The organism is Acinetobacter sp. NS-4 (genome assembly GCF_037402435.1).
GTDB lineage: Bacteria > Pseudomonadota > Gammaproteobacteria > Pseudomonadales > Moraxellaceae > Acinetobacter.
The window spans coordinates 80,115-99,926 of sequence record NZ_JBBEUE010000009.1 but is presented as its reverse complement, the minus strand read 5'-3'; the positions used below and the strand labels follow the sequence as shown (position 1 = coordinate 99,926).

General features: G+C 43.1%; 16 protein-coding genes. 6 read left to right on the top strand and 10 right to left on the bottom strand.

Features of this window, described 5'->3' with window-relative positions; genetic code table 11:
- Positions 1–88: 88 nt before the first annotated feature.
- Positions 89–1,387 (bottom strand): AarF/ABC1/UbiB kinase family protein, encoded by a 1,299-nt coding sequence (locus WAE57_RS09050; protein ID WP_337710198.1) that lies wholly within the window; start codon positions 1,385–1,387, stop codon positions 89–91.
- A gap of 212 nt (positions 1,388–1,599) precedes the next feature.
- Here WAE57_RS09050 and WAE57_RS09045 point away from each other — a divergent pair, with 212 nt between their 5' ends.
- Positions 1,600–1,671: a DUF1737 domain-containing protein gene (locus WAE57_RS09045; RefSeq protein WP_237787152.1), complete on the top strand. Its 72-nt coding sequence runs from the start codon at positions 1,600–1,602 to the stop codon at positions 1,669–1,671.
- Positions 1,672–1,779: 108 nt separating this feature from the next.
- Here WAE57_RS09045 and WAE57_RS09040 read toward each other — a convergent pair whose 3' ends face one another.
- Complete coding sequence (locus WAE57_RS09040) at positions 1,780–3,138, bottom strand: MATE family efflux transporter (protein ID WP_337710196.1); 1,359 nt, start codon at positions 3,136–3,138, stop codon at positions 1,780–1,782.
- Between the two features lie 36 nt (positions 3,139–3,174).
- Positions 3,175–3,636: a DMT family transporter gene (locus WAE57_RS09035; RefSeq protein WP_337710194.1), complete on the bottom strand. Its 462-nt coding sequence runs from the start codon at positions 3,634–3,636 to the stop codon at positions 3,175–3,177.
- A 124-nt stretch (positions 3,637–3,760) separates the two neighbouring features.
- On the opposite strand from WAE57_RS09035, the gene hemW reads away from it, so the two are divergent.
- Complete coding sequence (gene hemW / locus WAE57_RS09030; RefSeq protein ID WP_337710191.1) at positions 3,761–4,915, top strand: radical SAM family heme chaperone HemW; 1,155 nt, start codon at positions 3,761–3,763, stop codon at positions 4,913–4,915.
- A gap of 130 nt (positions 4,916–5,045) precedes the next feature.
- Here hemW and WAE57_RS09025 read toward each other — a convergent pair whose 3' ends face one another.
- The 6 genes from WAE57_RS09025 to hemF form a co-directional block, all read right to left on the bottom strand.
- Positions 5,046–5,636 carry a DUF4142 domain-containing protein gene (locus WAE57_RS09025; RefSeq protein WP_337710189.1) on the bottom strand — a complete coding sequence of 197 codons (591 nt, stop codon included), beginning with the start codon at positions 5,634–5,636 and terminating at the stop codon, positions 5,046–5,048.
- Positions 5,637–6,032: 396 nt separating this feature from the next.
- A complete protein-coding gene (locus WAE57_RS09020; RefSeq protein WP_337710188.1) occupies positions 6,033–6,992 on the bottom strand; it encodes a hypothetical protein in 960 nt (319 codons plus the stop codon).
- Between the two features lie 136 nt (positions 6,993–7,128).
- Positions 7,129–8,952 carry an acyl-CoA dehydrogenase C-terminal domain-containing protein gene (locus WAE57_RS09015; RefSeq protein ID WP_337710186.1) on the bottom strand — a complete coding sequence of 608 codons (1,824 nt, stop codon included), beginning with the start codon at positions 8,950–8,952 and terminating at the stop codon, positions 7,129–7,131.
- A 395-nt stretch (positions 8,953–9,347) separates the two neighbouring features.
- A complete protein-coding gene (gene aroE / locus WAE57_RS09010) occupies positions 9,348–10,136 on the bottom strand; it encodes a shikimate dehydrogenase (protein WP_337710184.1) in 789 nt (262 codons plus the stop codon).
- Positions 10,137–10,269: 133 nt separating this feature from the next.
- Complete coding sequence (locus WAE57_RS09005) at positions 10,270–10,476, bottom strand: hypothetical protein (protein WP_086195801.1); 207 nt, start codon at positions 10,474–10,476, stop codon at positions 10,270–10,272.
- 280 nt (positions 10,477–10,756) lie between these two features.
- Positions 10,757–11,701 carry an oxygen-dependent coproporphyrinogen oxidase gene (hemF, locus tag WAE57_RS09000; protein WP_337710181.1) on the bottom strand — a complete coding sequence of 315 codons (945 nt, stop codon included), beginning with the start codon at positions 11,699–11,701 and terminating at the stop codon, positions 10,757–10,759.
- Positions 11,702–11,976: 275 nt separating this feature from the next.
- Between hemF and hemN the strand changes: the two genes are divergently transcribed.
- Positions 11,977–13,341 carry an oxygen-independent coproporphyrinogen III oxidase gene (hemN, locus tag WAE57_RS08995; protein ID WP_337710179.1) on the top strand — a complete coding sequence of 455 codons (1,365 nt, stop codon included), beginning with the start codon at positions 11,977–11,979 and terminating at the stop codon, positions 13,339–13,341.
- 109 nt (positions 13,342–13,450) lie between these two features.
- Here hemN and ribA read toward each other — a convergent pair whose 3' ends face one another.
- Positions 13,451–14,053: a GTP cyclohydrolase II gene (gene ribA, locus WAE57_RS08990; protein ID WP_337710177.1), complete on the bottom strand. Its 603-nt coding sequence runs from the start codon at positions 14,051–14,053 to the stop codon at positions 13,451–13,453.
- A 308-nt stretch (positions 14,054–14,361) separates the two neighbouring features.
- On the opposite strand from ribA, the gene dxs reads away from it, so the two are divergent.
- The 3 genes from dxs to WAE57_RS08975 all read left to right on the top strand — a co-directional run bounded on the left by dxs (position 14,362) and on the right by WAE57_RS08975 (position 19,647).
- Positions 14,362–16,269: a 1-deoxy-D-xylulose-5-phosphate synthase gene (gene dxs, locus WAE57_RS08985; RefSeq protein WP_337710175.1), complete on the top strand. Its 1,908-nt coding sequence runs from the start codon at positions 14,362–14,364 to the stop codon at positions 16,267–16,269.
- Positions 16,270–16,384: 115 nt separating this feature from the next.
- A complete protein-coding gene (locus WAE57_RS08980; protein WP_086174483.1) occupies positions 16,385–17,215 on the top strand; it encodes an inositol monophosphatase family protein in 831 nt (276 codons plus the stop codon).
- Between the two features lie 545 nt (positions 17,216–17,760).
- Complete coding sequence (locus WAE57_RS08975) at positions 17,761–19,647, top strand: DEAD/DEAH box helicase (RefSeq protein ID WP_337710172.1); 1,887 nt, start codon at positions 17,761–17,763, stop codon at positions 19,645–19,647.
- Positions 19,648–19,812: the final 165 nt, after the last annotated feature.

Here is a 19,812-nt window from a genome sequence, read left to right as displayed (position 1 = left end):
TTCAAATTTAAAGAAATGTTATAACATAACAATTATCGAGTCAAATAAAACCCGGTAACCCTAGGTTAACCGGGTGGGTTTTGTGTGATCAGACTCGAGGCGGCACCAGCTCCTCAAATAAATCACTCAGGTTATCATTCACTTTTAAATGAATTAAGTTCCAGTAATGTCCGGAAACTGTGCGGTTGACCATTAAGGTATCTGGTGAAGGCTTAAACACATCCCAATATTTTAACGACGGTTTGAGCAGCTCGACACCATCATGATGGGCAGAGTTTTCGGCAAAATCGTAATGGGTGATCAGCGGACGCATCAACACTTCCAGCCACTGGCGATAGAGGTCTTCAGGGAACTTGCCTTGCGTGGTGAGGGAATGCAGGTCATCCAGCTTTTGTTCCATTTCAGCAATATTGCCTTCACGGGCTGCATTAATCAGGGTCTTGAAATTCGAGACAATTTCGGTAGAAAGGGTTTTGACACCGCCGTAGTCGTAAATAATGACTGTACCATCTTCGCGGAAGGCAAAGTTGCCTGGATGCGGGTCACAGTGGAAACGTTTCAGATAGAAAATCTCCTGACCAATGGCACGGAACAAACGGCGTCCCAGTTCATTACGGGTGTCTTGAGACCAAGTACTGGCGGTTTCCATGCTTTCGCCATGTTCCATGCTTAAGGTTAAAATGTGACGCGAAGAATAATCGGAATAGACTTTAGGAATAATAATCTTGCTGTCTAAAGTTTCATGGAAGGTACGTGCAACTTGCAGATTTTGCGCTTCGACCTGGTAATTCAGCTCGTTATCCAAACTTTCCTGAATTTCATTGAACAGTTGATCCTGCAATTTACGGTCAATTTTCAGCACACCCATTAAACGCAGGGCCAAGCGTACCTGTTTCAGGTCGCTTTCGCAGGCCTCATCCACACCCGGATATTGCACTTTGACCACCACCTGCTGACCATTCGGCAAAGTGGCTTTATGTACTTGGCCAATAGAGGCCGCCGCAAAAGGCTGTTCATCAAAACTTTTAAAGATTTGCAGAATGGGTTTACCCAGTTCTTTTTCCACTTGTGCTTTAATTTCGGCAAAAGGCATGGCAGGGGCCTGACGCTGTAATTTACTGATGGCACGGGCCACTTCAGGCGGGAAGATATCTTTATATTGTGAAGCAATTTGCCCCACTTTCATGACCGCACCTTTCATTTCGCCAAGCGTATCGGCAATCTGCAAACCGATATCCTGAAAAAGTTTACTGCGCGAGGCATTTTTTTGTTCTTCATCGGCATTAAAATTTTTAATGGAATTTGAGACTGTTTTGGTTGCAATACTTGCCGTCATACTGGCAAGTTTCATAAAGCGACGACCGGGTGTGCTAGCCGTTTTTGCCATGCGAGATTCCTCGAAGATCATCATCAATGATATGTCTCTGATCATAGGCGACAAATGGCAAACTGCCTAATTTAAATTGTTAAGGTTTTGTTTGTATTTAATTTTCATTTGAATTTTTAGCTATTTTGAGAGAGTTGCGGTAGATTTTCTTATCCCACGGTACATTTGAAGCAAATTAGAATAATGCCTAGGTTTAATACATATGATATGTGATGAAAATTTATCGTTATTTAACAGGCAAAGATGATGTGCATTTTTGTGCTCGAGGAGTGACCAAGGCTTAAAAGATGCGATTGCTGCACAGCAATAAGCACTTAACTAAAAAGTGAAGACTTTAAAAAAAAGCGAAGTCAAAACTTCGCTTTTTTATAAGTAAATCGCTGGTTTGTGAATTAAACCCGCTGCACTAAACGTTTATTGTTCATATATAAACGGGTTAATAATAATACACAGGCGACAGTTAAACCGACAATCAAGCCGACCCAGACACCGGCAGCCTGCATCTCGGTGAAGCGTGACAGATAAACACCGACCGGGAAGGCAATTACCCAATAGGCAATCATGGTAATCCACATCGGGCCTTTGGTGTCCTGCATACCGCGCAGGCAACCAGCCGCACTGACCTGCCAGGCATCCATCAGCTGATAGGCCATGGCAAATAGCAGCAGATACAGCGCGACTTGAGTCACGTCATAATTCGAAGTGTAAATAGAAACAATTTCTGGCCGAAAAAACCAGATCAATGCCATGGTGGCGATGGCAAACACAGTGCCGGTGGCCAAGCCCAGATATTGCACCTTATGCATCGCCTGCCAGTTTTTTTCCCCATAATAGATGCCGACACGAATGGTCAGCGCAATGGCCAGTGACATGGGAATCATAAACAGTTGTGAGGTGACGGAAATGGCAATCTGGTGCGCTGCCACCAGGGTTTCACCCAGTGGGCTGAGTACAATGGCGGCGGTACTGAAAATACTCACTTCAAAAAAGATGGCTAAACCAATCGGTAAGCCGAGTTTTAAAATGCGCTTAATCCAGTAAGTATCCATCTTTTCAAAGGCTGCAAAGGGCTGGGTTTTAGCATAAGCCTTGCCTTTAAACACATAGATGGCCAAAGCGATAAACATCAGCCATTGCAAAATAGCTGTGGCAAAGCCACAACCTGCTGAACCTAATTCAGGAATCGGCCCCAAGCCATACATGAAAATAAAGTTGAGCGGTACCAGAACAACTAATGCCACCAGACTAATGGCAGTCACAGGGCGTGGATGACCCAGTGCTTCCGAATAGCCACGTAGTGCTGAAAACATGGTTACGGCAGGCATACCCAAACCAATGGCATGCAGGAACAAGCTGGCTTTGGGCAGCAAGACTTCAGGTACACCCAATACAGGTAGCAAGAACGGCATGACTTGTAAAATCAGCGCAGCGATGATCCCCAGAATCAATGCGATCCATAGCGATTGACGAGCAATGGTGGCAATTTTTTCAGGTGTACGTGCGCCGTTGGCTTCAGCAACCAAAGGTGTAGTGGCAATCATGATGCCGCTGAACAGCAGCATGACCGGAATCCACAAGCCTACCCCGACAGCAATGGCGGCAAGATCAACCGGAGACAGATGTCCCGCCATAATGGTATCAATCAGTCCCAGACCGGCTTGGGAAAATTGAGTCACCAAAATTGGAATCATCAAATGAAAAAGTTGTTTTAATTCATAACGGGTCGTTGTAACCGATGAGGCATTAGACACAAAAATTACTCATCATGTGCTTAGAATAATGAGGTGTTAGCGTTGTAAAGTGAGAAGCACACCAATAAAAATCACTACGCCACCTAACAGACGTTGCCAGTTAACCGGTGTTTTTTCTGTGCCCAGTAAACCAAAATGATCTAAAACCATTGAAGTGAGCAGTTGACCAAAAATAATTAAACCGGACAGGGTTAGAAAACCGAGTTTGGGAGCGGCATAAATACTGAGGCTAATGGCATACACGCCCAGAAATCCGCCCAACCATAAATACCATGGCAGTTGCACAAAAGTTGCAAATCCCGGTTTTTCTACCGGCTGAAAAAACACCAATATGGCAAGCAGTATTGTACCAATCAGAAAAGATAAAAGGGCAGCTTGTAAGGGGGAATTTAAATATTCTCTTAACTGGCTGTTGATTGCAGTCTGAAAGGTCATGGCGATACCAATCCCCAGAGTCAGGGGCATGAGCAACAATAACTGAGCAGATATTTTCATCATTCTAACAATTTAATTCTTCTGTAGTTTTTTCTAGTGTACTGATATTCATTGTGAGATTTTATCGGTGTCCTGATGCAGTCATGTTAAAATATGCATCTTCCTTTACCCATTTCGAGCTTGTTCCTTGGCTGAATTAAATCCTGCACTGGTTCCTTTATCTTTATACATTCATATGCCGTGGTGTGTGCGTAAGTGTCCGTATTGTGACTTTAACTCGCATGCCGTCCCGGATGGAAAACTGTCCTTAGATTTGGAACAGCAATATTTACAGGCTTTGGTCGAAGACTTTAAAACCCAGATCGATTTTGCCCAAGGGCGTAAAATTCATAGCGTATTTATTGGTGGAGGTACGCCGTCACTGATTTCTGCCAAAGGTTATCAATGGCTATTTAGCCAGTTAAAAGCACTGATTCCTTTTGAAAATGGCTGTGAAATTACTTTGGAAGCCAATCCGGGAACAGTGGAGCATGATCCCTTTGCGGGATATTTAGAGGCCGGGATCAACCGCCTTTCGATTGGTGTACAGAGTTTTAATACAGAACACCTGAAAAAATTGGGGCGTATCCATAGTAATGATGATGCGATCAATGCCATTCATTTGGCCCGTGAAGCAGGCTTTGAACGCGTCAATGTCGATTTGATGCATGGACTGCCTGAACAGACTCTGGAACAAGCCTTAAATGATTTAAAACTGGCGATGGAAAATGGCGCAACCCATGTGTCGTGGTATCAACTGACCATTGAGCCGAATACGGTATTTTTCCGTACCCAACCGGTTTTACCTGTGGACGATGTGCTGGAAGATATTCAGGAACAGGGCGAGGCTTATTTAAAAGCCAACGGTTTTGTGAATTATGAAGTATCAGCTTGGCGTAAGGAAAAACCTTCTGCGCATAATTTAAATTACTGGCAATTTGGCGATTATCTGGCGATTGGGGCAGGGGCACACGCTAAAGTGACACGACCTGATGGCGTGTACCGTTTCCAGAAAACCCGTTTACCGAAAGATTATTTAGCCAAAGTGCCGGCAGAGCATCTTCAATTTAAAAAGATTGAAGATGAAGACATGCCGTTTGAATTTATGATGAATGCGCTACGTTTAAATGATGGCGTAGAAGCAAAACTTTATCACGAGCGTACAGGTTTGAGTTTAGATGGTTTGAATGAGCTATTAACATCGCTACGTTCACGTAAATTGATGGTTGAAGATCAAAACTGTCTGTCTTGTACAGAGCAGGGGCATGTGTTTTTGAATTCGGTGTTGGAAAAGTTTATTTAATATTCAAACTTGACGTGGATGAAGTTATTTAAAAAAATAGTGTGAGACATAAAAAAAGTATTCACCAGCCTAGCTTATTGATGCCAGGCTGGTTAGGAATGTGTGATTAAATAATATACTGAATTTTATGCTATTTCATCTTTGCAACGATTTGTTCAGCCATTTGCAAATGCTTAGCCACCGCGGTCCGGGTTTGTGTAAGCATATTTTTTAATTCAGAATTTTTAGCATTTGGCATCAATTGCTTATCAATAGTCATTAGAACTTTACGATGTACTTTAACCTGGCTCATCATGTAGTCTTTATCCGTTGCTGTTGATTGACTCAGCTTTTCAGTTATTTTATCGCTCTCATTTTGCAAGGATGTACTGATATTGCTCGCTTGAGGCGTTAACTTTAGACGACTTGCCAAAGCCTGGCTTTTTTTCTCATTCGATGAATGTGCATTAATCATCAACTGGGCATATTTACGGCTCTGATCCATTTTTAGTTTGGGCAAGGCAGTTTTTGCCTGCATGATCTCACCGTTATTCGCTGTACTTACCACCTTGATCACTTGACTATCGGTTAAACGCTCATGAGCATCGTGCGACATTTTAGAATGAGTTTTGCCATCATTCGTTGCTTGATGCTCCATTGCCATACTTTGAGATGCAGCAAAACTTAATACACCACTTACTGCTACACAGTGAATCATTTTCTTCATTGTAATCGCTTTCATATTGGCAACCTTTAAAGTTTATTGTTTAAAATTCGCCTTAATAAGATAGGCTCCTTACATTAAAGGCAGTGTAAAATTTCAGTAACTTTGTGGGATAAATATATAAAATGGTGATGGCTTTAAGCAAAGACAATAGGCTATTTGTTTATGTATTTGAGAGTCGCACAGCACATACAGAAAACAGGCGATATAGTGCACTACCTGAATATGATAAGAATTAATCATAAGATAGTACCTTTTACCTTAATGGTGATTATATGAAAGTTATTAAGTTAAATTTTCATTATTCGAGAGAGTGTTGAAGTCAGTATTTTAAAATAAAAATCTCATCCTGATTTTTATTTGATCGATTGTAAAAATAGCCTGTAAATATTTAAGCTTCATAGAATTTATTTTCTAGGTATTAATTTTCATTCGATAAATACGGCCCAAGAATTGTCCAGTATTTCCTATGCTATATAAAATGTAGAGCTGATGGTTTTGACTATCGACCGTTAGACCTTCTGGCTCCCAATATTGAATGGCATGACTGGATGAAGCATCAAAATGACCGAGCGTTACAGCATCCATTTTCTGAACCAGTTTGCCTGCGAAGTCATAAATATACATTCTTTTTGGGCCTTTATTTTTATTTCCGCTTAACAGGTAGATATAAGTTCCATCGGTGCTCAGGCCCTGAAATGCACAGCGATCCTGCGTGAAACCTGCATCAATCGGCCATTCATCTTCATATAAAAAGCGAATATCGGTTAAATTTTTTTGAGTGATTAAATCGAATTTAAAAATACGGATCACATTTGTTTTATGGTGATTACCTCGCACCAGTAGATATTTACCATCCGGCGTGATTGAAGGCATGGTATTGGTAATTTTATTGTATCTTTTATCAAATACCTGAATAACCTGGGTATTCATAGGTTCTGCATTGGGCATATATTGAAATTTTAAAATATACCAGCCTTTATTGGGAATGCCGGATCCTGCCGAAGCTAACATAAAGTCACTCTGTGGATCGACGCAAATACCTTGATGACCCACAAGCGGAGAGGGTTTTTGCGCATCCTGTGCCGACCATAAGTTGGAACTGTTTAGCTTAAATCGATTAATCACGCCCTGTTCTGGATGGCCCTCGACATGAGTGGTGTATAAAAATTGATTTCGGTGGTCGAGCGCCAAGCCTTGAACAATATGATAATTACCCAGTCCTGTTCTGATCAGGGTAATCGGTTGGGCAGCATCTCCTAAGTTGGCAGAATCAGGAGAATCAAATTCTTGCTCGAGATGATGCGCATCCAAAGGGACGGTTGCACTATATGGCTGATAAAAGCGACTTAGAAACGAAAATAATTTTTTCATCTAACAGGTCACCGGATTGATTTTTTATTATTTTATGCTGTTCAAAACCGCGATGACATTGAGATTATTGTAGTGAAAAAAAGAGCGCCGTAGCGCTCTTTTTATTCATTTTAGAATTGGAACTTCACTTTGGAACTTAGTAATCAAAGCTAAAGTGTTCAGGTACCAGTGAAGTCATGGTCTTGGATGGATTGACCATTGCTTCCGCATGACCTTGAGTACGTGGCAGGATACGTTCGAAGTAGAAATCAGCTGTTTTGATTTTAGCTTTGTAGAACTCAGGTACTTCCTGACCTTCACCAGAAGCAAGTTTTGCAGAAGCAACCGCAGCTTGCTGCGCCCAGAAATAAGCCATCATCACATAACCTGAGAACATCAAGAAATCAACCGAAGCTGAAGACACGATGTCACGGTCCTTACGTGCAGCAAGCATGATGCGAACGGTGAGTGCATTCCATTGTGCGCAAAGCTTGGTTAAATCCCAGGCAAAACGACGCATATATTTGTTACGTGCTTGTTGGCCACAGAACTTCAAGATTTCAGCAGTGTACTCACGAATCACTTTACCTTTAGAAGTTAGCAGGACTTTACGACCAATCAGGTCAAGTGCCTGCACACCGGTGGTACCTTCATACAGGGTAGCAATCCGTGAGTCACGAACAATCTGTTCCATACCCCATTCTTTAATGTAGCCATGACCGCCATACACCTGCATACCGTGGTTGGCAGCTTCATAACCCAATTCCGTCAAGAAACCTTTCAGGATAGGGGTGTAGAAACCTAAGTGGTCATCATGCGCTTCATATGCTGCGGTATCACCATGCATTAAAGCATCCGCCATTTTGTCGGCAAGTTGCGCAGCATAATAAATCATTGCACGACCACCTTCAGCAATCGCTTTTTGAGTGAGGAGCATACGGCGCACGTCAGCATGGTGAATGATCGCATCAGCTACTTTTTCAGGGTCTTTTTTACCTGAAAGGGCACGCATCGACATACGTTCTTTGGCATAAGGCAGTGCGCCCTGGAAAGACAATTCTGCATGTGCAATACCTTGAATCGCAGTACCGATACGTGCAGTGTTCATGAAGGTGAACATGGCATGTAAGCCTTTGTGTGGTTCGCCAATCAGGTAACCCGTTGCATTGTCAAAGTTCAACACGGCTGTTGCAGAAGCACGAATCCCCATTTTATGTTCGATTGAACCACAGCTTACAGGGTTGCGCTCACCCACTGTACCATCCGCGTTCACCATGAATTTTGGCACGATGAATAGCGAAATACCTTTGGTCCCGGCAGGAGCATCTGGAAGGCGTGCGAGAACGATGTGAATGATATTTTCTGTTAAATCGTGTTCGCCGGCAGAGATGAAGATTTTAGTCCCTGAAATGGCATAGGTACCATCTGCCTTTGGTTCAGCCTTGGTTTTGACCTGGCCTAAGTCTGTACCGCATTGTGGTTCGGTGAGACACATTGTACCTGACCATTCACCCGTGACCAGATTAGGCATATAGGTATTTTTTTGTGCTTCAGTACCGAACTGAAGAATAGTGTTCATACAGCCGACACTTAAACCCGGGTACATCTGGAATGACCAGTTCGCAGTACCCATCATTTCTGATTTGATCAGGTTTAAAGATTGCGGCAGGTTTTGACCGCCAAATTCTTCAGGGAAAGACAAACCTTGCCAGCCGCCTTGCACGAACTGGTCATAGGCTTCTTTAAAGCCTTTTGGTGTTTTGACTTCACCATTTTCAAAGTGACAGCCTTCTTCATCACCAGACTGGTTGAGTGGAGAAAGTACGTTTTCACAGAAATCTGCCGCACCTTCAAGAATCATGTCTACAGTGTCAGCATCCGCTGCTTCACCATTTGAAAGCGTTTTGTAGTGTGCCGGGTAATCAAGCACTTCGTTCATTAAAAAACGAATATCATGCAAAGGGGCTTTATATGCTGGCATAGTCTTAATCCTAATTTAGAAATAGTATTGGATTATTCGAATCGATAATTTGATTATTCACATTGTTGATAAAAATACATTGATGATGCAGCCTGAGAGAAATGTCAGAAAGGCGAATTGAAGAGCTGGTGATCCTGCTTGATGTTTAAATAAATTATAGTGTCTGGTACTATTTTTTGCGCATGTTATTTTTGAATTTTTATATAAAAATATAATTAAATGATCATGTTATTAGTGGTTTATAAATAAAGATAACGAATTTTTATTCTTATAATAAGGAATATTTATAAAAGAATATGAATGTCATAAAATCCAATTGAAAACCATGTATGCTGATAAAAACTGAAAAGAAGCAGAGGTTTACTTCTTTTCAATTATTTTATTAATACCATTTATTAAAGAAAATCTTTGAGCTCAGGCTTGACCCCGTTCCAAATCGAGAAAGATTCGATCGCTTGTCCAACCAGCATGCCATAACCTTCTGAAGTTGGAACACCGCGTGCTTTGGCCTGATCTAAAAAGCTGGAAGCTTTGCCATAGGCCATTTCATAGGCATGCTTAAATTGAAGACTTTCAGGTAAAACTAGAGCATCACCGCTCAAACTTGCTGAAGTGGCATTAATGACAATGTCAAAATCACCGGCCAGGTCTTGCAATGAAATGGCTGCAAGAGTGGCTTGAGGAACTGCTTGTTGTAAATCGGCCACCAGTTGTTCTGCGCGTGCTAAAGTCCGGTTAGCGATGACAATTTTTTTCGCACCCGCCTGTACCAAGGGGTAGATGACACCACGGGTTGCACCGCCCGCACCAATAATTAACAGCTCGCTATTGTCGAGTTTCCAATCTAGGGCCTTGATAGCATCGACCAGACCTTGACCATCGGTATTGTCGCCATACAGCTTGCCATCCTGCATCCATAGGGTATTGACTGCCTTGGCAATTTTGGCACGTTCAGTTAATACGGCACAGGCTGCAAAAGCTTGCTCTTTGAAGGGCACGGTCACATTCATGCCCATACCGCCCTGAGCAAAAAACTCCTGGATATTGGCTGCAAAGCCATCCAGTGGGGCAAGGCGTTTGCTATAGCTCAGGTTAATGCCAGTTTTTTTGGCAAAAGCATGATGCAGTTCTGGAGAACGTGATTGTTCGATTGGATTGCCAATCACGGCAAATTGTTTGCTCATTTCACAAGGTCCGTGTGCGGAAATGGCATTCAATATACGTGATTTTTCCTGCAGGCTAAAGCCACTACGGAAAGGAAAAATGACAAAGAAGGAAGAAGGGGGGAAATCGTTAAAGCGGTGAAGTTAAATCCTGTTAAGGATTACAAATTTCGCGAATGGTATCTTCCAGCCACATGGCTGCAGTAAAAAATAGGGCAAAACCTGCAAATACGGTAAAGCTAATCGACACGCTGTCTGCAAGGGTGTTATGTGAAAGCAAGGTAATGGTGATAGAACACACGATCAGGGTTAAAATACACCAAAATAAAATCACCTTATTATTTAACATTGTGTTGAGCATCGTTTCTCCTTCAAGCATACTTTTTTGTATTTATCCATGCTGATTAAATCAGTATAGGTCATGAATATCATGATCCAGTCTAAACGATTTTTGTGACACACTAGTGTCTAGTGCTGTAAGGAAATATGTCGGTTTTTCTTGCATTAATAGCCTGGTTGAGTATCTTAATTAAATTAAAATATTGATTTTAATTATTTAAATATTTTAAGTGTCGATTTTTTCAAAAGTTATTTCAGTGAAAAATCCCTTTTTCTGTAGTGAAAAAGGGATAAAAACTTTGTTATTTTTTAAGTTCACTCAACCAGTCATGCGGTTTGAGATAATAGTCGGTTAAGCATTTTTCAGGCGAATTTTCCTCCCATTCGGGACGATACGACCAGGCTGCCAATGGGGGCATACTGACCAAAATCGATTCAATCCGGCCACCGGTTTGTAGACCAAATAAAGTGCCACGGTCATAGACCAGGTTATATTCGACATAACGGCCACGACGGTAAAGCTGGAAATCGCGCTGTGCTTCGCTATACGGTTTATCCTGATTGCGTTGAAAGATGGGAACAATCGCTTCCAGGTAACCATTGCCGACAGCCTGCATATACTGAAAGCAGGTTTCAAAGTCCCACTGATTTAAATCATCAAAAAATAAGCCGCCAATACCACGCTGTTCGTCGCGATGTTTTAAATAGAAATAATCATCACACCATTTTTTGTGTTCTGCATACAACGTATCACCAAATGGTGTGCACAAATCATGAGCCTTTTGATGCCATGCCAAAACATCTTCATCATTTGGATAAAATGGTGTTAAGTCGAAACCGCCACCAAACCACCACACTGGATCCTGACCTTCTTTTTCGGCCACGAACAGGCGCACGTTGGCATGTGAAGTCGGCACATTGGGATTCTTCGGATGAATCACTAAAGACACACCCATAGCCTGGGCTTTAGCACCGGCAATTTGTGGATGGCGTTCTGTGGCAGAAGCGGGGAGTTTAGCAATGTTGATGTGAGAGAACATCACGCCACCTTTTTCAATGACGCTGCCGTTTTGCAAGACCCGTGAACGACCACCACCACCTTCAGGACGCTGCCAGTCATCAATTTCAAATTTAGCCGTGCCGCCGCCGGCTACTTCTTGTTGTTCAAGGGCAGCACAAATACGTGCCTGTAAATCGACTAAAAAATCATGCACACGTTGAATATCATTAGAAGTCGGATGTTGCATCAGAACGCTCATGGGGGATTATTAAAGAACTCATCACATCAAAACATAAATTGTATAAAAGATTAAGGATTTTATGCAGCAGGATGTTTTCTTGAAACGGATGCAATCATTTTTGTTCAGGCTTTGCTTCGAAGTGAGCACTGAAAAATATCCCGACTTTTTCACTAGGTTGAATTCTATGATCAAGCTCAGCAAAATGGGTTAAATATGTGATGCAAAATATTGGCTTGGTTATGGGTATAACTGGCTGTTGCAGTAGAGAGTAGATAGCAACTATGACGAGTTCTTTAATTCAAAAATATAATGTGCCAGGACCCCGTTATACCAGTTATCCAACGGTACCGTATTGGGAAGTCGAGCCATTTTCGCTTGAGCTGTGGAAACAGACCTTAAAGCGTTCCTTTGATGAATCTAACCAAAGCGAAGGCATCAGTCTGTATATCCATCTGCCTTTCTGTGAAAGCCTGTGTACTTTCTGCGGTTGCCATAAAAAAGTGACCAAAAAGCATGAGATGGAACAGCCTTATATTCAGGCTGTGCTCAAAGAATGGGACTTGTATTGCCAGTTGCTGGCAACAACGCCGAAAATTAAAGAAATTCATTTGGGAGGCGGCACACCGACCTTCTTTTCGGTGGAGCATTTACAACAGCTAATTCAAGGCATCTTGGCAAAGGCAGAGGTGGTTGCCGAGCATGAATTCAGTTTTGAAGGGCATCCTAATAATACCACCCGTGAACATCTGCAAGCCTTATATGATCTGGGCTTTCGTCGAGTCAGCTATGGTGTGCAGGACTACAATCAAACCGTGCAAAAAGCCATCCACCGGATGCAGCCTTTTGAACATGTACAGCGTGTAACAGAGTGGGCACGTGAAATTGGTTATACGTCCATTTCCCATGATCTGGTTTTTGGTTTGCCTTTTCAGAGTTTGCAAGATGTGCTGAATACCATTGATCAAACCAAGAGTTTAATGCCAGACCGTTTGGCATTTTATAGCTATGCGCATGTGCCGTGGATTAAGGGCAATGGCCAGCGTGGTTTTAAAGATGCCGATGTACCTAAAGATCAGCTGAAGCGCCAGCTTTATGAAGAAGGCAAGAAGCAGCTTTTAAAGCATGGCTATCATGAAATTGGTATGGATCATTTTGCCTTAAGCCGGGACAGCATGTATCAGTCTTTTCAGGCCGGAACTTTGCACCGTAATTTTATGGGCTATACCTCATCCAAAACGCAAGTGATGATTGGCCTGGGAATTTCTTCCATTAGTGACAGCTGGTACAGCTTTGCGCAAAATGAAAAAAAACTGGAAGATTATTATGCACGTTTAGAGCTGGATGAAATTCCAGTGGTCAAAGGTCATGTGCTGAATACAGAGGATTTAATCATCCGCGAACATATCTTGAATTTGATGTGTACATTCAGCACGTCCTGGCAGTCCGAAGCTATGCAGTTTCCTGAATTGCCCGAAATTTTGCTGCAACTTGCAGAAATGCAGCAGGATCAATTGTTACAGATTGACGAGCAGGGCATCACAGTGACTGAGCAAGGCAAACCTTTTGTACGTAATATCTGTATGGCTTTTGATTTGCGCCTAAAACGCCGTGTTCCGGAAAACCGTATTTTCTCGATGACGATTTAATCTTATTTAATCCCTACAAATCTTCTTTTTTAAATAAGACAACACCCTCCTTTAGTAAAGGAGGGTTGGGGTGGATTTGTATCAAAGTCGGGGGTATGGAAAAAGAGGATTAGAAGTCGCCTTTCTTATACATATGCGCCATGCGTTCATGTTTGGTTTTTAAATACTGGGCATTAAACGGATTTAAGCCGACGGTAAGCGGCACACGATCGACCACCTCAATACCCAGTTCTTGTAGCGCCTGAATCTTTGAAGGATTATTGGTAATCAATTTCACCTGTTTGACCTGCAAATGGTCGAGCATGATGGTACACATGTCATAGCTTCGTGCATCCGCCGGCAAGTTCAGCATTAAATTGGCATCGACCGTATCATGGCCCTGATCCTGCAAGGCATAGGCACGGATCTTGTTGGTCAGTCCAATGCCGCGGCCTTCCTGACGTAAATACAGAATCACGCCTTGACCGACTTCATTGATTAATTTTTGTGTGGCTTGAAGCTGTGGACCGCAATCGCATTTGAGTGAAGAAAAGGCATCACCGGTTAAACATTCAGAATGAATCCGCACCAATACCGGTTCAGTAGGGGGAGTGTCTAAGCCTTTAGAAAGAGCTACATGTTCTTCACCTGTGTTAGGGTCTTGAAATACCGTGATTTTAAATTCACCAAAAGCGGTTGGTAATCTTGAAGTCGCGACAAACTCTATAGGCACTGCTTAACTCGTTAAATAGTTCATTAATTAGCTAAAGTATAGCTGAATGCTTGGACATTAGTTGAATTGTAAAGATGAATTTATGCAGAAGATTTTCTTTTTTGTATAAAGCGAACGATAATGGTTGATAAATAGTAAGATTATTCAGGATAATCTCGCTCATGAACAAACACCCAGTATAGAGATTTGCCTCTAAACTGCATCGCTAGGAATGTGGCTGATTTAAAGGTGATACAATTCGACCATTGTGCTCGATAACCCGTTTACCTAGCTTAGGATTTGCCAGGCTTTAGAAGGCTTTGCCATTTATGTTGTATACAGAAATACCGACTCACCGCCCTGTAACTCCGTTGCTGGATGCAATTGATCATCCCCAACAATTACGATTGCTCGAGCGCAGCCAATTAGAACAAGTGGCGGATGAGTTACGTCAGTACATTTTGTATGCGGCAGGACAGAGTGGTGGCCATTTCGGTGCCAATTTGGGTGTAATCGAACTGACCGTTGCTTTGCACTATAGTTTTAATACCCCGCATGATCGCCTGATTTGGGATGTCGGTCATCAGGCCTATCCGCATAAAGCCTTAACCGGTCGCCGTGAGCAACTGACTACCATTCGTGCCAAAGACGGTCTGGCTGCTTTTCCGGCGCGTGAAGAATCGGTATTCGATACCTTTGGCGTTGGTCATTCTTCTACTGCAATTTCTGCGGGTTTAGGCATGTCACTGGCACGCCGTTACCAGAAAGATCTGTGTGAAGTGGTTTCCATTATTGGCGATGGTGCAATGACGGCCGGTATGGCCTTTGAAGCCATGAATGATGCCGTTGCCCATCAGGCCGACCTTATGGTGGTGCTGAATGACAATGACATGTCTATTTCATGCAGTACCGGGGGGTTTGCCAAACATTTGGCTGCCATTTGGGAACGCGGTGAATCAGTGAATATTACTGATGAGGGCGAAGCGTATATCCAGCCGCATCCGGAATGGACTTACAATTCACGTTTGCACTGTGCTGCTACTGAAGCTGCGGACAACCTGTTTAAAGCCATTGGTTTTGACTATTTTGGTCCGTTCGACGGGCATGATGTCAATCAGCTGGTACAGGTATTTAATGCCTTAAAAAAACGTAAAGGCCCACGTTTAATTCATGTCTATACCAAAAAAGGCAAGGGCTTTGCGCCGGCCGAAGCCGATCAGATTAAGTACCATGCCATCAGTAAATTAAATGCTACATCTTCAAGCAATGCAGCACCAAAATATTCCGATGTGTTTGGACAATGGTTATGCGATGAAGCTGCACAAGATCAGCGCTTGCTGGCCATTACGCCGGCCATGTGTGAAGGTTCAGGCATGGTGCAGTTCGCCAAACAGTTTCCTGAACGCTTTTTTGATGTGGCGATTGCCGAGCAGCATGCTGTGACATTAGCTGCCGGTATGGCATGTGAAGGACTGAAGCCTGTTGTTGCGATTTATTCGACCTTCTTGCAGCGTGGTTATGACCAGCTGATTCATGATGTAGCCTTACAAAATCTGGATGTCACTTTCGGCATTGACCGTGCAGGGTTGGTGGGTGAAGATGGCCCAACCCATGCTGGTGCCTATGACTATGCCTTTATGCGTACCGTACCCAATATGGTGATTATGGCGCCTAAAGACGAAAATGAATGTCGTCAAATGTTGCATACCGCCTATTTATATAAGGGACCTGCAGCAGTACGTTATCCGCGTGGTAATGGGATCGGTGTTGAAATTCAAGCGCAATTGACTACTCTGGACATTGGTAAAGCAGAAATTGTGGCCAGTTTTAATGAACATCAAGATGAACAGATTAGTATTCTGGCATTCGGTAGCCGTGTCAGTGCGGCGGTAGAAGCGGCACAAGTCTTGGCAGACAGTCATGATGTTGGTGTGCGTGTCGTAAACATGCGCTTCGTTAAACCTCTGGATGAACAAATCATTGATCAACTGGCTGTAACCACCAGCCTGTTTGTGACTGTAGAAGAACATGCCGTGATGGCTGGGGCAGGCAGTGCAGTGAATGAGTATTTAGCTCAGGCGCAAATTGTTAAACCAATCTTGAATTTGGGATTAGCAGACATCTTCATGCATCAGGCTTCACATGCACAGATGCTGCAACAGGCCGGGCTGGATGCCAAAGGCATTGAAAGATCAATTGAATTGGCCTGGTTGAAACTTGTGCAGTCGGTATCCTGAAGCATTTAAAAATTTTAGAAACATTTTTTCCCTAAAAGCCCTCGTATTTGCTAAAATGTGAGGGCTTTTATGCATTATTCTTTATCAATATCTTCAAATTTGTAGTGGGTGTTCAATGGAACCTATGGTGGTGATGGCTGCGCGTGCGGCTCAATTAGTTGGTCAAGAGCTTTTAAAAGCGCATCAGAATCGTCATAAACTCGATCTACAAGTCGAAGAAAAAGGGATTGATGGTCCGGTAACGCGTGTAGACCGTTATTTGGAACAATTGACTATCGATACTCTACGTAAAAGCTATAAAAACCACAGCTTCCTTGGTGAAGAGTTCGGTCTGCAAGAAGGTAAAGGTCACGACGCCGACTGGTGTTGGGTGATCGATCCGCTTGATGGGACTTTAAACTTCATTAACGGTTTCCCGCATTTCTGTATTTCTATTGCTGTTCAGCACAAAGGTGTAACTCAACACGGTGTCATTTATGATCCTGTGAAAGACGAGTTATTCTCTGCAAGTCGTGGTCGCGGTGCAATGTTGAACCAACGCCGTATTCGCGTAAATGTCAAAGACAGCCTGCAAAATACTTTCCTTGCCGTAGGTCATGCTTACCGTGCGAAACGTAACGGTGAAGTGATTTCTTATGCGAAAAACCATTTCAATTCATTATTAAACGTGACTGAAGCGGGTGCACAATACCGTCGTGCAGGTTCTGCTGCATTAGATTTGGCTTATGTTGCTGCAGGTCGTTTAGATGGTTATTTTGAACTGGGGCTGAAACCTTGGGATATCGCTGCAGGCGAGTTAATCGTGAAAGAAGCGGGTGGTACTGTAGTGGATGCGCGTGGTGGTGCCGATTCTATGGAAAATGGTCAAGTACTTGCTTGCTCTATGAAAATGCTCAAACCTTTAATGCAAGCTGTTGTTCCAGCTTGGGGTGAAGCAGCCAAGTAAGATCGATTGAATCGAGTGATATGACAAAGAAAAAGCTCTCCTTGTGAGGGCTTTTTTTATTCTCGAATAAAATTCGTGATTTACTGAAAATACCCGTGGATCAAGGTTTGAGCACATTGTTATTCAGTACGAAAAGGTTACAATATGGATTGTTTGAAAATTAAACAAAATTGAGTTGTAAAATAGGCTGTTACTGAAAAAAACAGTATTTATGCACAATTCGATCGAAAAAAATGATTACTTTTTAAAATGATTCTGTTATTATGCCGCCACGCACTTAAATTTCCGTTCTTTACCTGAACATTATCTTCTAATCATTGTATGCGCGTCCTGTCCATAGAGAGGACATATCCTTCGCGCCCCAATCGCTTAAGCGATTCCTTCAGGTTTGCGGCCGTAATCATGCGTGCGTTATATCCACATCGTCGTTATTCGGATCGCTGCTGAATTCTTATATTTTCAGCTCTAATTGCTGTGCCGCTTTTTGCCGATGTCCATATTGTAATTTATTAAATGGAGCACCCACTTCAGGGTGAATACTCTCTATGAGCAAAACTTTTGCTGATTTTTCCCTCGATGAGTCATTAACACAGGCTCTTGAAGGTTTAGGCTTTACTACGCCAACTCCTGTACAAGAACAAGCGATTCCTGCTGCACTTGAAGGTAAAGACCTTTTAGTATCAAGCCAAACGGGTTCTGGTAAAACTGCTGCATTCTTGCTTCCAACTTTGAATGCGCTTGCAAATCAAGAAACTTTCGTACCGTTTAAAGAGCGTATGAAAGCGGTTACTCAACCATCCATTTTAGTGATTTCTCCTACTCGTGAGTTAGCACAACAAGTATGTCAAGATGCGATTGCACTTGTACGTCACATGAAAGGTGTTCGTGTTGCTGCGATCATGGGTGGTATGCCTTTTGGTAAACAAATCCAGCAGTTAAAAGGCGCACAAGTGGTTGTAGCGACTCCAGGTCGTTTACTTGACTTGGTTAACCGTCGTCAAATCAAACTTGATAAAGTTGACTCATTAATTGTCGATGAAGCTGACCGTATGCTTGACCTGGGTTTCTCTGAAGACCTAGAAGCAATTGGTGACTTGGCTGCAAACCGCAAGCAAACACTTATGTTCTCTGCGACTTTTGCACCACGTATCATTACGCTTGCTGAACGCATGATGAATGATCCAATGCGTATCTCGATCGAAACTGGTCACTCTACAAACACTGACATCACTCAGACTTTGCACTGGACTGATGGCTTTGAACACAAGAAAAAATTACTTACTCACTGGTTAAACGAAGAAGACGTTGATCAAGCAGTAGTATTTGCGTCAACTCAAGAAGATACAGATATGTTGGCTGAAGAACTTGCTGAAGCAGGTTTATCAGTTGTAGCGCTTCATGGTGCTATGCCACAAACTGTTCGTAACCGTCGTTTACGTAGCATCCGTGAAGGTCGTGCAAAAATCCTAGTTGCAACTGACGTGGCTGCTCGTGGTCTTGACGTACCAACAATTTCACACGTAATTAACTTCGGTCTTCCTATGAAGAACGAAGACTATGTACACCGTATTGGTCGTACTGGCCGTGCTGGTCGTACAGGTAAAGCAATTACTCTTGCTACTTACCGTGAACGCGGCAAGATCCGTGCTTTAGAAGACTTCCTAGATGCACGTTTAAATGTATCTGAAATTGAAGGTCTTGAGCCATCTCCACCTCCTGCACGCGGTAGTCGTGATGGCGGTGGTCGTGGTCGTGACGGCGGTGGTCGTGGTCGTGGCGGTTTTGGCGGCGGTCGTGGTCGTGATGGCGGTGGTCGTAGTCGTTTTGAAGGCGAAAGCAACTTCAAACGTCGTGAAGGCGGTGATGATCGTCCACGTCGTAGCTACGATGACAAACCACGTGGCGAACGTCCAGCATTTGGTGGAGAAGATCGTCCACGTCGTGACTTCGGTGATCGTCCAGCTCCACGTCGTGAAGGTGGTTATGGCGACCGTCCACAACGCTCTTTTGATGACCGTCCTAAACGTGATTTCGGTGATCGTCCAGCTCCACGTCGTGAAGGTGGTTTTGGCGACCGTCCACAACGTTCTTTCGATGATCGTCCAAAACGTGATTTCGGTGATCGTCCACAACGTGATTTCGGTGATCGTCCAGCTCCACGTCGTGAAGGTGGTTATGGTGATCGTCCGCAACGCAGCTTTGGTGACAAACCGCGTTCTAACGATGACAACCGTGGTAACCGCGTAGATTATAAACCAGCTCGTGAAGGCGCAGATCGTCCACGTCGCGAATTTACTGGTGACCGTCCACAACGCAGCTTCGGCGACCGTCCTAAGCGTGATTTTGGCGACCGTCCGCAACGTAACTTTGGCGAAGATCGTCCTAAACGCAGTTTTGGTGAAGATCGCCCACGTCGTAAATTTAACGACTAAAAACGTTAGATTTTGATAGTAAAAAACCGGTGGAAACACCGGTTTTTTTATGAGACTAATCTTTGACCTTATCGAATAAAAATGTATACTAAGTCATATTTTATTTTCATTCTGTTAAATATGAATAATGAATCTCATCATTATGTATGGAATTTTAATCAAGAG